9 protein-coding genes are annotated in these 14,896 nt (G+C 48.5%); all 9 read right to left on the bottom strand.

Annotated elements, in window-relative coordinates; translation table 11 throughout:
- Positions 1 to 99: 99 nt before the first annotated feature.
- Positions 100 to 561, bottom strand: coding sequence for a hypothetical protein (locus DZK30_RS05870; protein WP_162902878.1), 462 nt, complete (start codon positions 559 to 561; stop codon positions 100 to 102).
- A gap of 410 nt (positions 562 to 971) precedes the next feature.
- Positions 972 to 1,241, bottom strand: a complete 270-nt coding sequence (locus DZK30_RS05865; protein WP_162902877.1) for a hypothetical protein — start codon at positions 1,239 to 1,241, stop codon at positions 972 to 974.
- A gap of 679 nt (positions 1,242 to 1,920) precedes the next feature.
- Positions 1,921 to 2,388, bottom strand: coding sequence for a hypothetical protein (locus DZK30_RS05855; RefSeq protein ID WP_118973126.1), 468 nt, complete (start codon positions 2,386 to 2,388; stop codon positions 1,921 to 1,923).
- A complete protein-coding gene (locus DZK30_RS05850; RefSeq protein ID WP_162902876.1) occupies positions 2,346 to 3,803 on the bottom strand; it encodes an RHS repeat domain-containing protein in 1,458 nt (485 codons plus the stop codon). Before DZK30_RS05850 ends, DZK30_RS05855 begins: the two co-directional genes overlap by 43 nt.
- 55 nt (positions 3,804 to 3,858) lie before the next feature.
- Positions 3,859 to 4,581 (bottom strand): IS1 family transposase, encoded by a 723-nt coding sequence (locus DZK30_RS26545; RefSeq protein ID WP_118973124.1) that lies wholly within the window; start codon positions 4,579 to 4,581, stop codon positions 3,859 to 3,861.
- A gap of 116 nt (positions 4,582 to 4,697) precedes the next feature.
- Positions 4,698 to 5,258, bottom strand: coding sequence for a hypothetical protein (locus DZK30_RS05840; RefSeq protein ID WP_162902875.1), 561 nt, complete (start codon positions 5,256 to 5,258; stop codon positions 4,698 to 4,700).
- A 50-nt stretch (positions 5,259 to 5,308) separates the two neighbouring features.
- Positions 5,309 to 6,823 carry an RHS repeat-associated core domain-containing protein gene (locus DZK30_RS05835; RefSeq protein ID WP_118973122.1) on the bottom strand — a complete coding sequence of 505 codons (1,515 nt, stop codon included), beginning with the start codon at positions 6,821 to 6,823 and terminating at the stop codon, positions 5,309 to 5,311.
- Positions 6,824 to 6,938: 115 nt separating this feature from the next.
- Positions 6,939 to 7,397, bottom strand: a complete 459-nt coding sequence (locus DZK30_RS05830) for a hypothetical protein (RefSeq protein ID WP_162902874.1) — start codon at positions 7,395 to 7,397, stop codon at positions 6,939 to 6,941.
- A 19-nt stretch (positions 7,398 to 7,416) separates the two neighbouring features.
- The gene (locus DZK30_RS05825) at positions 7,417 to 14,883 is read right to left on the bottom strand and encodes a SpvB/TcaC N-terminal domain-containing protein (RefSeq protein WP_162902873.1); all 7,467 of its coding nucleotides are present in this window, start codon (positions 14,881 to 14,883) and stop codon (positions 7,417 to 7,419) included.
- Between the last annotated feature and the right edge of the window lie 13 nt (positions 14,884 to 14,896).

Below are 14,896 nucleotides of genomic sequence, written 5' to 3'. Positions count from 1 at the left end.
TTTTCTTTCAATCTGCCGTGTTCACAATCATTGTTTTATCAAGCACTTATTAAAAGGAGACTAGATGAAGCATAGGGCTAACCATTCATGCTCCTTCGTTCACTGATCATTCTTCGCTGACCAGGGCCTGAAGTAAACATTCCTAGCGATCTCAATACCGTTGTCCCGGTAGGTGCCATCTGTGATGTCCATACAATCGCATCCCAGGAAACTATAGGTCTCCCGGTCCCTGTACAGGAAAATATAGTAAATGTCTGCCCCGTTCATAAAACTTCTGAAAAAGGCGACTTCTTCATCGCTAAGAAAATAGCAAACCGCAGCGCTTCTATCGTTTGCTTCATCAAACCGCCTGAAAGAAAAGCGGAACATCCTGCCCGTGTATTCTACGGTAAATGACCCCATACTATCGTGCTGTTGAAACAATCTTCTTTTGATGGCCTGAATCCTGGTAAAGCCATCTTTCTTTTCAGACAATAATTGCTTAAGCGATTGCTCGTCCTGATGACCGCAGCCTCTGAAAAGATAAACAGATGCCAGGCTGCAGATAAGGCATCCGATCAAAACAAAAAGCAGATTTTTTCCCGTTCGCATTACCGATCTATTGCACCGGAAGATAGTAATTTAGTGATCATGAGCCGACAGGTCAGTATTATATCTATCACATCATTTTGTGGTATCGATACTAATATTATTTAGAGAAGAAATGAGCTATCCCTGGAAATTCAATTCCGCCCGGGACCGGGAGTATAGCAGATCAGATCCGTTATCAGCTATCGGCTTATTACCTTTTGAAAGGAAAATACTACCTGATGAAACATTTCCCGCTAATTCCTTAGCGCCTTTGCGTACGCCTTGGCAAGCTCCGAGATAACCCACATCGCATCTTCATTTGGTAAATACCTAACCAAACGACATTGACATCGGTATCGTGCTGTTTCGCAGTCAGGCGTCTTACTGGCAACGTAGGTATATTATGCTGGCCCATCTTCATAGTACATATAAGTCATCGTAAAATAAAGCGAGTCATTGGCAGATTCCGGCGGAAACACATCGTTCTCCCGGACAAATTCACCAGCCTCCTCCAAAGCAACCGAAAAGCACAAATGCAGTGTGATAGCCGCTTCTGTTGCAGAAGCGCCATAAGAAGCCAGATGTTCCAAAGTCTGTTTGCTCATCACAGGATTTAGATTAATTTTTTGAATAACCTCCGATAGTGCTTTAATTCTGGGGTGTAGGTTCATTATAATACATTTTACAGAAATGGTTTTAGCGGGCCTCTGTACCCGTGATCTACAAATTCTCGCCGGGTGTTGCGAGGCATTGCCGGCAGGGAGCCAGAGCGATACCGTTTTTATCATAACCAAAAGTGCTGATATTAGCGACGGGGTCTATGGTCTGCACCGGCCGGTTAAGGGCATCGACTTTTATCTCAGTAGTATATACTTTACTTTCCAGCAAGGGGTCGGCATTCCAATCTACATCGGCAACTTGTCCGCGAAGGTTCCGGCCCTTCCATTTACATTTTTTAAAGGGCGCCCAGGCGGGCTATACGCTGCAAGTCCTCGCCGCCGGATTCTTCTGCAGCCAATATTATATCTAAGTAAATGATGCATTAAACGCTATACGCGTATCTGTGGCGGCTGTGGGCTTTCCGCTGCCATCCCTGGCGCACAGGCTGAGGAATAGAAATAGTCTTGAGCATATTTCCTCGGCTAAAAATAGATCATCAGGAAAACCCAAAGAAATAAAAACCCTATGTCATACTAATCAAAATTAAAAGGAGATAAGCAGATCGCTCACCTCCCCTGACAAGAATTCAATGATTAAGTATATTGATTATCAATTCATCAGTGCTCTAGCATATAATCATCACTAATTCTGATATGCTACCGCTGGGAAAATATCTAATCCCTACCGCCATTATTTAAAAGCCAATACACCTGCAGTAGCATAATTTGATTCATTTTCTAAGAGATAAAAAAATTCCGCTACATCTTCTATCTTAGAAACTTCATTAAAGGAGTCGCCTTCTGCCAACCAAACTAAAATATAGTGATCAATATCTTTTAAAAATTCAGAAATTACTTTCTTTAACTTACTATTATTTTCACTTTCAGTCGATTCAAATAAGCATGAAAAATAATCGTCAACTTCAGTACCTAAAACCTCTAATCTTTCCCAATCATCACGACGGTTTGAGTTTGGTACATGATTGTTGACATAATTCTCCCTTGGAGTAATTACCATTTTAAGATTTTGGTTATAGATGAATGTCGGATCCCCTTGGGGATAAAGAATTCCATCTAACTCGTATTGAGGAGTTACAAATACTATTGTGCCATTATCTATATACTTTTTAGGTACATAAATTTCAAAAAGTCCATCCATAGGGAGTTAAGGTTTTTGTAGTGAAATATTAATTTAAAGAATGGAATTCCCCCCTGTCCTGTCCTTTCCCATCTTTGTCCTCCCCAGAAAAAAGGATGTTGATGCGGCACTGTATGATGCCAAGGTGTACCATGATCAGTCCAGTCGACAATACTATAAGGAACCTTTTTACCATTAGTCGTTGGTCCAATACCATCTCCGAAAGTTGCAGATTGCCTATATGCTTTTCCTGTTACACTAGAAATTTTAAATCCCAATGTTGTATGGGCAAAATCTCCTGCATCTATATCGGGTAATGGGATTTTAACACCTTTTACTTCCTGTACCTCCAGTGCTTTCCCAGGAATGTAATAGTTTCTTGGAGGCAAAGCTTTCCATCCAGGAAATGATTCTTCAAAAGCCGCAACTGGCCTTATCGGCATTCTAGGAGAAACTGTCCCCATGATATAAGACAGGGCTGCATTCTCTGCAACCTTTTCAACAACGCTTCCCACATCTTTTCCCTTTTCAAGGGAAGGCTCAGCCTGAAAAGTTAAAAAAGAGCTCCTAATTGAACTTACAACTTTATCTCTTTCTTCAGAGTCATCATCTGAGGTTAAGCTATTTATTGACTTGGCGGTGCCATATAGTCCAAGGACGACATCCTTTCTCTGTTCTGAATCACCAAGATCAAAAGCCGACAAAAATTTTACTGTCGCAATTGCGTTAAGGGAAAAGCCCAAAGCTAATCCGATATTGAATGCTGTGGGAACAAATGCCGAATCATCAGGAGCTTGATGTTGTTCTCCATTACTTGTATAAACACCGTTCTGCCCTAATACAATTGCCACACCCTCGGATGATGTATAAGTATAACCAGGATTTCTTACAATCGCATCATTTCCATAAATTTTAGTTGCAATATCTGCGTCTTCTACCTGGCTATTATAAGTCATTTTGTTCGGTGTACTTATCCAACTCCCGATATTCTCCCCTTCCATTCCGCTCGGATCATTAAACATCACCGGGTTATTGAACGAATAGTTATAACTACTCATCCCCGCATACTTACTTTCCAACGGATCCACCGCACTCCACCGGTACAACCAAGGGATATAATACCGTGCTCCATGATAATATAGCCCACTTTCTTCATCCCTTTCTTTACCGGTATAACGGTAACGCTTGGCCGTGGCTTTGATCGTGCTGCTCTTCGCCTGGTAAGCGCTGGTGCCATAAGGATGATATTCCTCGTAGCTGATGATCGCACCGGCTTCGTCCAGCTCCAGGCTGGCACTCTGCAAGTGGTTGCTGTAAATATACCGCGTGAGCTCCGCCAGGGTATCATTATCTGCGGCAGCCGTGCCTATGGTCCGGGTCTCCAACATGGCCATACGGCCTGTATCGTCGCTTATATGAACTGTGGTACGTTCCACAATAGGATTTGTCAAAGAACTGGTATCAAATTTACGGTATATCCAAAGGCACTACTCAACCAAAGAAATAAATCATCAGACAAGCATGCAACATAGCTACACTTTTACTGAAGTAGATCGTGCGCCTGTTCAATCTTTTCAAATGTGTTCTTAAAGTGAGATTCTTCCGTTCTATGTGGTTGATGCCATACTTCTTTGTGACATGGATCGATGGCGGGATAAGGCTTTTATACTGTAGCAATTTATCGGTGAATATCTTCGCAGGTGAAGTGCGTAGTAAAGGTTCTGTAACCTGCGCCAACATTTGAACAGAGCGATTACCAATATTGAAGGCTGCAACTTGTTTGGTAGCGCTGTCAATGACGTAAGCTACCCAGATCAATGTCCTTTTGTTACCGATAAAGGTACATAGCTCGTCCAACTCGAATGTCTGTCCTGTAGCAATTACAGGAGGTTCTATAGCGGAACTTATCTTCTTAATCCGCCTGATTACGGTAGAGGCGGATATCTTCAGTATTCTACCAATACTCCTGATACCGCATCCTTCTTTGACCAAGGTTTTTATCTGATTATCAAAATGCGGAGAAAGGGTCGAAGAATTATACCAGGCTAGCGAGGTTCGCTTACAGGACTTACATCGAAAGCGTTGTTTCCCTGCTTTGTTGAATCCATATCTTTTACAATTGCTCTTACAATAACTGCACAAAAAGCTATCAATAGCAACTCCCGTGGAACACGTATATTCTTCTTTGCGTTTTTCATGCCCATTTTCGCTCATAAAAAGAAGCGGATGATACTTGTGTATCACCCGCTTACTGACCAATCAAAAATTATACCGTTTGATCTTCAATAAATTAGCATTAGAAAAAATTGTGGAGCAACTCCCGTGGAACGCTACCCCAACGGACTACCTATTAGTGTTGATAAATATTTCTTAAAATCAGAAAAATTGGTTTTCATTTCCTGCACACGGCTGTCTTGCAAAAATTTCCTACGGATCTCTTGCCATCGTAAAGGATTATATTTTAAATATAAGCCTTCCATATCATTTTCAAGAGAGTCTTGAGTATCTTCAGTCATCAATAATACATGCCACTGAAGCTTTAGATATTCTATAAGCTCCTCTTTAAAATGGGCCACTACGTTCCGGCTAGTGAGTATCATAGGTAATATATCAATTTGTAGGTACTTCCCGGTAAATTCTATTAGAAAGAAAAAAGAGAAAACAGATTCAAAGCTTTCGATCATTAACGCAATATCATCTACTTCTAGCTCTATCCACATTTCAGGTAAACACAAAAAAAGAGTTATAGGCCAAATGCTACTCGTTATTATCTCAAAATTGCCGTAGATAAACACTATTGGGTCAATGCTAAATATTTCATTGTAATGCTTTTCAATATACGCTCGATCAACAGGATGCCATTCAGCCTCCTTACTTGCCTGCACGATCATTTCCAATAGGTATTTCCTAAACGATTCCGTTAAAATGAGTTTGCCCATAATTATTGTGTCCTATAAGATTTTTGTAAAGTACCATCTGCTCCATATAGCCTTACTCTAACACCTGAAGTAGCAGCGCCTAACCGGTTAAAAACATTTATGGCATTTTCCCCCTCTACTATTGATGGCATATAGTGGCCAGAATTATTGGTTAATTCGGTAATCTGTCCTTTAAACAATCTTATTGTGCCCACCGCCTGAACCGTTTCAGCCCCGCCAGATAAATTATAGTGCCCTATGCCCAAGATTAGATTCCCTTCTTTAGTCACTACAAAATCAAAGTTACCACTTGTTACTGATCTGCCATTTATATTTACTTTACCATTAGAGATCATAGCTCCATTGCTCTGATAGGCTTCTCCAACTTGGGGGGTGGTATTTTTAACCGTAATCCCACTCTGATCAGGTCCTCGATGTATAGCTGTTTCAATCTTTGAACTTGTTGTCTCAACCGGACGTTGTTCTATTCTTACTCCAAAATTCGTTTCCGAAATTCCTGAACTATTTTCCGTTACCTTTCCATAAGGTGTTCCTACACCCGCAAAAGACATTACTACTCCATCTACAACTGCGCCTTTTAGCGCGCCTTCAGTTCCACCAATCGTTGAACCAAACGCCCCAAAAACACCACCTCGTATAGCTTCTCCTCTTGCTTCGTTTAACCTATATTCTTGAGCAGCTATTTCATTTCTGGTAACATGGTAGAAACCGGCTTTGCCTTCTCCCATATAGCCTTTATCAAAATCCTGATAACTATCCAGCTTCTCACGCTCAATCATTTTCAAATTTCCGGGCACATCTTTCAAAAGTACTTCATCTTTTGTTCTTCCACCATAGTACGCCGCCGCACCATCTCTCGTTTCATTAGCTGCAATTGGCACTTCGTCAAGAGGGATGGGTTGTTCCGGTGAACCTTTTCCACTTAAAAATCCACTAATATCAGGCAATGGTGCATTGGGATCGACATAAATAGGCGCCATGGCTCTTGCGGCTACCCTTGTATTATCAACAGAGGAAACTATTGGTGGATCATCAGGCCCCATCCCACTCGGATCATTAAACATCACCGGGTTATTGAACGAGTAATTATACGGACTCATTCCCGCATACTTACTTTCCAAAGGATCCACCGCACTCCACCGGCATAGCCATGGGATGTAGTAACGAGCATCATGATAATACAAACCGCTCTCCTCATCGCGCTCTTTACCGGTATAGCGGTAACGCTTGGCCGTGGCTTTGATCGTGCTGCTCTTCGCCTGGTAAGCGCTGGTGCCATAAGGATGATATTCCTCGTAGCTGATGATCGCGCTCGCTTCGTCCAGCTCCAGGCTGGCACTCTGTAAGTGGTTGCTGTAAATATACCGGCTCAGTTCGGCTAAGGTGTCGTTGTCCTCAGCGGCACTGCCTATGGTGCGGGTCTCCAGCATAGTGATACGGCCGCTGCCGTCGCTGATATGGATCGTAGTGCGCTCCACTACAGGGTCTGTCAAAGAACTGCCTTCAAACTTAATCAAATAGAAAGGCCATCCTTTTCAGAATGGCCCTTCTATGACTTAACCGGATAAAACTATTTCTATTTCACCTCCTTTTCGCAGAGTCCCTTACAGGATACTTTGCGAAGACGGAATCTTAATATTTATAAATCATAAAACTTTCGCCTTCCATCAATCTTTTCTTAATTTTAGATATTAGATTTCCCTCATTATCATTTGTTGCTATATCGAAAGGACTATTATTAATTTCGAAGAAAAGTACCCAATTATCTGCTAGAAAAATTGTATTATCGAATATATGTTCAAGAATGGAAGAATCTGGTTCTTCTGAGTTAATTAAGGCGGTTACATATTCATCCAAGCCTTTTCCAACAATACTTAAACACTTCCAATCCATCCTATATCCTTTAGAAGGCAACAATTTCAGCAGATAATCAGCGATCGGTGTTTCTACAATAATCCAATTCTCTGCAATTTCAAGTTTAGGCAGTCCTTGTGGATAAGATTGTCCGTCAAATTCATAAATCTCTGGAGCTAGATTCAAATGGCCTATCTCTAAATTTTTTGGCAAAAAAATACTTACCATTAATTCCATAGTCTTTCTGTTTTTTTTATTAATAGGGGAAAGGAGAACCTTCATTATATTTCCATGCTTTATTGATATTATCATAATAAAATATATGCTGATGAGGATTATATTGATGATGCCAAGGAGTGCCGTGATCTGACCAGTCAACTCTACTCCATGGCACATCTTTTCCAGCTGCCTTAGGCCATGATTCACCTGTAAATGTTGCAGACTGTCTATAAATAACTCCGTCACTGCCTACTCTACCTCCCAATGTAGTATGCGGATACCCCAACGCGTTTGCATCTGGAATTGGAATATCAACACCTTTAACTATTTGCTGTGGAAGTTCTATTAATTCACCTTTAGGGGTATAAGGTATATACAGTCGCCTTGCTGCCCCGCCTTCTGCTGAGAGCCTTCCACCACCCCCTCCTTCCCCACCGATAAAGAATGAGCCAATAGTCAATCCAGCTTCCGTCAACATAGATGTTTTCGTATAGGCATCTCCAGTTTTAAACTTGTTCCAGCCCCCTTCTAAACCGCTTGCCAACTGAGCATTATATTCCATACCCTCAGGAGTCAATCTTCCTGGAGAATTAAAGTCTGTGTAATAGGCAAGCGTCGCTATCCCTATCGCAACTTCATCGGGATGAACCGCTAGATTCCAAAGCCCTTCTACCATTCCTGAGGCAAAGTTCCATGTACCATTTATTGCACCAGCGGTTATTGGTTCTCGCGCTTTATAAATATTCCAGAGATTTTCAGAAAACGACTCTTTCTGATAAGGCACAAAACTTTCTTTATATTGATAGTCATACATCGTAACATAAGAAGTATTCCCATCTTTTACGACCTTAGGATCGCCACTTAACGTTTCTTTTCTTGTGCGCGTATATATTCCGTGCGCCACACCAGGAACATCTTCGGTAGAACTCGTAGAGTTTGAGGTTATGTTTCCGTCAGCATCGATAGAGTTGAATACATAGGTATACTTTATCGACTCTCCTGTTAATTCGTCCTTCGGAGCAGGAATCGCTTTTTCTCCATCTCTCCCACTCGGATCATTAAACATCACCGGATTATTGAACGAGTAATTATACGGACTCTTTCCCGCATACTTACTTTCCAACGGATCCACCGCACTCCACCGGCACAACCAAGGGATATAATACCGTGCGCCATGATAATATAGCCCACTTTCTTCATCCCTTTCTTTACCGGTATAACGGTAACGCTTCGCTGTGGCTTTGATCGTGCTGCTCTTCGCCTGGTAAGCACTGGTGCCATAAGGATGATATTCCTCATAGCTGATGATCGCGCCCGCTTCGTCCAACTCCAGGCTGGCACTCTGCAAGTGGTTGCTGTAAATATACCGCGTGAGCTCCGTCAGGGTATCATTATCTGCGGCTGCCGTGCCTATGGTCCGGGTCTCCAACATAGCCATACGGCCCGTATCATCGCTTATATGGACTGTGGTACGCTCCACAATAGGATTTGTCAAAGAACTGGTATCAAATTTACGGTATATCTCAAAACTACCAAGATATATCCGTTCCTCCTGCAGGTTGCCTTTGCTTACATACTTCCTTATCCGCTGCCCACCGCTGTACTGGTACCAGGCCCGCGTCGTGCCTTGCGCTACAAACTGCAATTGATTCAGTGCATTCCACTGCAGTTGCTGCAGGTTGTGCATTTCGATCATATTGCCCCGGCTATCGTAGCGGTAGTCATAGGTCGTAGCACCTATCTCTGTGTTGCGCAGGCGGTTGCTGTCGCTATCATTGTTATAGTTTCGGGTATAGCTGCCCGTCCCGGCGCTATGCCGTAGCTGCCCGATGTTTCCTACCTTGTCGTAGCTATAGTACTGCGTATAGCGGCGGGAGGTATTGCTGTCGGGATTGTTGTGCGCGGGCATATCGGTCCAGCGATCGCCAGCGCCAAAGGGCGGATCATTGTTGGTATCCTGTTCCCGGCCGCTGGCTTCGATCAGCCGGTACAGCGCATCGTAGGTAAAGTCCTGCTCCGGTTCGATGATGCTGTTGTTGTAGAAGATCGTCTTCTGTGCCTGGTCGCTGATACGGGTTATATTGCCTGTAGGATCATAGGTATAGTTGAGGTCCTGCAGGCTTTTACCATAATAGCTATTGGTCTCATCCAAGGTTATGGTATACAGGCGGCTCAGCCGGTAGGTCAGCGGCTCGTAATGATAACGGCTCTTGGTCTTGTTGTCATACCAGATGGCTTCCCTTTGTCCCTTGGCATTATAATGAATGTCCTTGACATAATCTTTACCGTTGAGCCTTACCTGGCGCAGCGCACCGCCTTTGTCATAGCCGAAGGTGCTGACATTGGCGCCGGGGTCTATGGTCTGTACCGGCCGGTTAAGGGCATCGACTTTTGTATTAGTAGTATACACTTTGCTTTCCAGCAAGGGGGCAGCGTTCCAGTCTACATCAGTTGCCTCGCGGTCTTGCAACAGGGAAAGGCTTGCTTTTACGGGATTAGCTTTGAAGTCATAACCTTCGGGCATCCATTGCCGGCCGCTGCTATCGAAGTGTTCATACACCTGGCCGCGAAGATTCTGGCTGGCGGCGCCTGCCGGATCGTAGACTTCGCCGTAGGTGGTATATTCGAGCAGCAGGGTGTTCCCATTGTGCTCTACAGTCTGGGTCAGCGGCCGCCGCAGCACATCATACCCCGTCTCAAAGCGCCGTCCGTCGGCATCCCAATGTAGCAGAGGCTGACCGGCCGCATCGGTAAAGGTATAGGCGCTGCCACTATCGATGCTCTGCTGGTTGCAGGGCTGCTGCAGCATGTTGTAGTGGTAGCGTAGCGTTTCCCTGCCCAGCCCGTCGGTGACTGAGAGCCGGTTGCCCTGTATATCAAGGCGTACGTGACTATGGATGGCGTCGAGGGGCGCTGCTATCGATGGGCCTGCCTGGAGGATCTGTATCGTATAGAATGGCCGGGCCAGGCTGTCGGTATGCATGATGGCCGGTGTATCGTCATGTGCTGCCGCTTTCTCCGCGGCGATACGCTCCGGATCGCTTGCGGGCAATCCGGTACGCTGTGCATACCAGGCGCTGTCTTTCACGGTATCGTTGGCATCCCATACCGTTTGCTCCCAGGCCGTCCATGTTGTTTTGCTGAAGCTGCCATCGGGCATATCGGTGCGCTCCACACGGCCCAGGGCATCGTAATGCATTTGCGGACTGATACCCTGCGCGGCGGCCTGTTCGGCGGTATCGCTCTCATGGCTGGCGCTCAGGTAAGGCTCGTATTGCATTACGGCTTTGCCTTTGTTGTTGTACACCGTGCGGCCCGTTCCGGTCCAGTGTTGCCGGTCTTCCGGGCCATGGGTCTGCCGCTGCGCTTTGTGCATAATGAGGCGACCGAAACCGTCGGTATAGCTGAGGCGGATCAGCACTTCGACAGGCTCAGTGCCCGTATCGGCTACATGCCCGGTGCGGGCGATCATGCCTACGGATAGCGGTAAGCGGTCGAGCCGGTATACGCAGCGCCAGGTGGCCTTGCCCAGCAGGAGGGAAGCATTAGCTTCCGGATCTTCATCGAAAAACAGATCCTGCGCTTCCACATCGGCAAAGTCGTACAAATCGGGGCTGGGCCGGGCGCCGTCGAAGAGGCTATCGCCTTCGTTGCCTTTGCCACGCAGGGCCATGGCTACGGGCATACCCAGTGCATCGTACAGCAGCTCGCTGATGTTTCCGTTGGCATCGGTCAGTTGCCGGGGCTGCAGCAGGCGCCAGTCGTAATCGTCTACGGTCGCGGTGTTCTGCAAAGCATCTTCCGTTTGCCGCGGCACCAGCCAATAGGCTTGTCCGCCCGGACTTTGCCAGTACTGCACGCGGGTCTCCTGGCCCCAGGGATCGGTATAGGATAAGGGCGTATAGAATTGCTGCGCCGGATAGGCATATAGTGTATCCTTGTATTGCACTGTTCCCGATGGGATCCAATACCGCTGCATGCCACCCGGCTGCACATCGGTAAAGCCGGCCGCGGCCAGGTCATGGTCTTCATCGATACGACCGGGTCCATACAGTCGATCCAGGTCGCCCGCGCTGAAGACGCGGGTATAGCTCTGGTAAGGCAAGGCCAGGGTCTGCTGCTGTCCTGCAGCCAGGGGCGCGCCTTCGGCTGTATCGCTTTGAAAGAGACTCAGCTGTTGCGATAGCAGTCGCTTTTGCAGCAGATCATCGTTAAAGGTTTCCGTATAGGCAATCTCCTCTGCTCCTAGCACCAGGCCCAGCAAGGCTTCCGGGGTCCAGAGCCCGGCGGGGGCCTGATAACCGCCCAGCTCGTGGCTGCTGCCGGTATAGCCCGCCCGCAGCCGGTAATGGCTGTCGGTTACGACATCGTTGGTAAAGCCGTTCTCCGAGCAGGTAACGTGCATACGTTGCTGTGCTTCCTTTACGATGCCGGTATAGATAGCAGATGTTTCGGGCACTCTTTTACGCGGATAGGCCACCTGGGCACTGCGCAGCACATGGCCGTATTCATCGGTCTCCAGCGTAAGCTCCTGCTGCACGCGGGGATCGTCCATCTCCCGCTCGGAGGCAAAGGCGAGGCTCTGCTGCTTGAGGCTGATGAAGGAGGCATAACGGTTGGGCCCTGCCGGTTGCACCAGCTGCACCTTATAGGCGCTGGCGGTTACCGCGTACGGGATGCGCTCTCGCCCGCTGCCGTCGAGCGCGTACACTTCCTGGCGCAGGGGCAGGCCTTTGAGCGCGCGGTGCGCTTCCCTTAATTCCTGCGGGTTCAGTTCGCCGGGTAAATGGGCAACCAGTACGGCTTCGTCCCATTCGGCAAAGTAAAAGTACTCTTGCTGAAAGGCTTCTGTGAGGCTCTTTTCGCGCAGCCAGGCGCCGGTATGATTCCAGGTCTTCGTCAGCACGGGCGCCTGGTCAAGCGCAGCTATTTCCGAAACGATAGCCCGGTCGATATCGACGGTTTCCACATAGCCGAAGCCGCGGAACTCGCGTTCTTCATGATCGTAATAGCCATGGCGGTAGCGGTAGCTCTGGCTGAAGGTGGTCTCACTTACCTCGTCGCTGGTGGTTACCGTTTCGATACAGTGCACCGGGAAAGGCAGGCGGGTAGCCCATGGCCGGCCGACAAGCTTATCGTCGAGATAAAACTGTGTCGAGCTCTTATAGGTAACACTAACGCTTTTACCCATGCCATTGTCGTAGCGGCGCATCAGGTAGGGCTTATTACCGCCCATAAGATCGATGTATTGCAGCGGGGCATTGCTGTACCGGGGCAATGGGCTGCTCCATACCAGGCAGCCGGTGCCGTTGCCCAGGAAATCAAGCACGGCCAGTTTGCTCTGGTTATCGGTACCGGGCAGGGGGCTTATTTCCTGCGCTTCGCCCCAGCCATTGCCGCAAAGGTTGATCCAGGCCAGGCAGCGATCATCGCCAAGATAAATAAGATCGGCGGCGCCGGTACCGCTGATATCGGCCAGGCTCAGGTACAGGGGATTGTAGCCATCGGGTGTATCGAACAAGGGCGCCCCGGCCATGCTTACTTTGGCCCCGAACCGGCCATAGCCTTTGTTGGGCCAGTAGCAGATCTCGCCGTTTCGGATACGCACCAGGTCGGTAAGACCGTCGCCGTTCATGTCGGCGAGGAAAATGCTTTGCACCGTATCGCGCAGCAGCAATTGCGGTCCTTTTTCTTCATCATGGAACAAGGGGCTGTAGCCACCTGTGCTGTAGCCGGCTTTGCCTTCGTTATGATACCAGGTCCAGGCCCGGTCTTCGGTCACCAACAGGTCGGGGCGGCCATCGCCATCGAGGTCCAGCATCTTGTTGAAAGGACTGTTCCAGTCGATGTTCAACTGGCTGCTGAACTGCCGGAAGCTTTGCCATTGTTGCGCTTGTCCTGAGCCCGCCGATGGGGCCTGTCCTGAGCTTGTCGAAGGATCATCGTCCAATTCCCAATATCCATTCACGGTACCCTGCGCCACCACCTGTCTGCGGCCATCGGCATCAAGGTCCTGCCACTGCAGCGCCTGTCCCAGCCCGCTGAAGCTGGGCCGTGGTGCGATATTGCGGGCCGGTGTAAACTGCCCCTTGCCCAGGTTGTTCTTGTACCACCAGCCGCCACCCTGCTCGCTCAGGATGCCGCTGATCCCTTCGCCATCGAAATCGGTCCACTGGTAGGGGCCGCTGAGTCCCTGCGGCGCATGCCGGAAATCTGCGGCGCTTACCTGCTGTACTTCGTTGCTCCACTTCAAAGGCTCATAGTTGAAGGTCATGGCCGGCAAAGCCTTGTCCTGCCAGGCTTCGTGGTAGGTATCGTACTGGTAACCACGCTGCGTTGCGGTCAGCAGCAAGTCGGCTTCCACCAGGCTGCTTTTACCATCCTGCTTATAACCCAGCTCCAGGCTACGCACCAGCCGGGCATCGCCCAGCTCTTCGAAATGATGATACATCATCACCCGCTTACATTTTCTATAAGTACGGATCTCGAAGCCGGCATGAAAATCGGAGAAGGCATCGCTGCGGGCCGGCCAGTCCCGGTCGGCTGCACCCTGGTGCGGACTGCTGTGATCGCCGTAATCCAGCACGGCCTCCATCAGGAAAGCGGCTTCCGTTGGCAGCTGTGGCTCATAAGGATTTGCGGGCGCTACATACCAGGCCTCCCGGTTGCTGTATAGCGCACGCTTGAGATAGGTATTGGCAAAAGGCGCCGTACCGTTCAGGCGGTTCTTCTCGTACAGCTGCGCCGGTACGCCCCGCAGGTCTTCTGCGATATAGCGGTACAGGATCACATTGCCCTTATGATCGGTGCTCAGCTGCGGCAGCCATTCGAAAATACGGGCCGCTGCTTCCGGGTCGGCGAGGCGGCCTTCGGGATTAAGACCATACCAGGTGCTTACGTTATCCTTGGTGGTAACCCGCCACCAGCTGTCGCTGCTACCCTTCCTACTGATGTGCTCGATACGGGCAAAGAGGCCTTCGATACGGGGCCGGTAGGCCTTCACGCGGTAGGCCCCGTTGACCTTATCCGTCGCAACCGGCTGGCCCGAGGTATCCAGCAAGGATACCAGGTCTTCGGCGCCCGCCATCAGGAATACATCACTTTCCTTATCATCCTGGTAAGCCGGCAGCTTCTTGTCGGTCTTGCGCCGTATGGAGGGCAGGCCCAGGCTCCAGCCCAGGCCGAAGGGTCCGTTGCCGCTGCCGCTGTTGTAGCTTACCGAAAGACCGGGGCCGAAGCCGCCCCTGCCCGGGCTAAGGGGCAGAGGTACTTCGAGTCCGGCAGTGCCGTTGACTGCATTGACCGAAAATTTTTCATCGATGCCTTTCAGGGCGCCGCCGCCTTTGGGCAGGCTCAGCACGGGCGCCGAAGATTGGTAGAAAGGGCTTTTCTTATCGTCACCGTCCTGCCTGGGCTGGACGGTGTACCGGTCCAAGGGGTGGGAAGCCGGTTGACTCCCCTGCCCGCTGTTCTTTTCCGGTGCTTGTTCTTTATTGTTTGACATTTCATCATTCATT

Origin of the sequence: Taibaiella koreensis (assembly GCF_003545715.1) — a bacterium.
Classification (GTDB): domain Bacteria; phylum Bacteroidota; class Bacteroidia; order Chitinophagales; family Chitinophagaceae; genus Taibaiella; species Taibaiella koreensis.
Note: the sequence above shows the minus strand (reverse complement) of the source record. Positions and strands in the feature narration are given on the sequence as shown.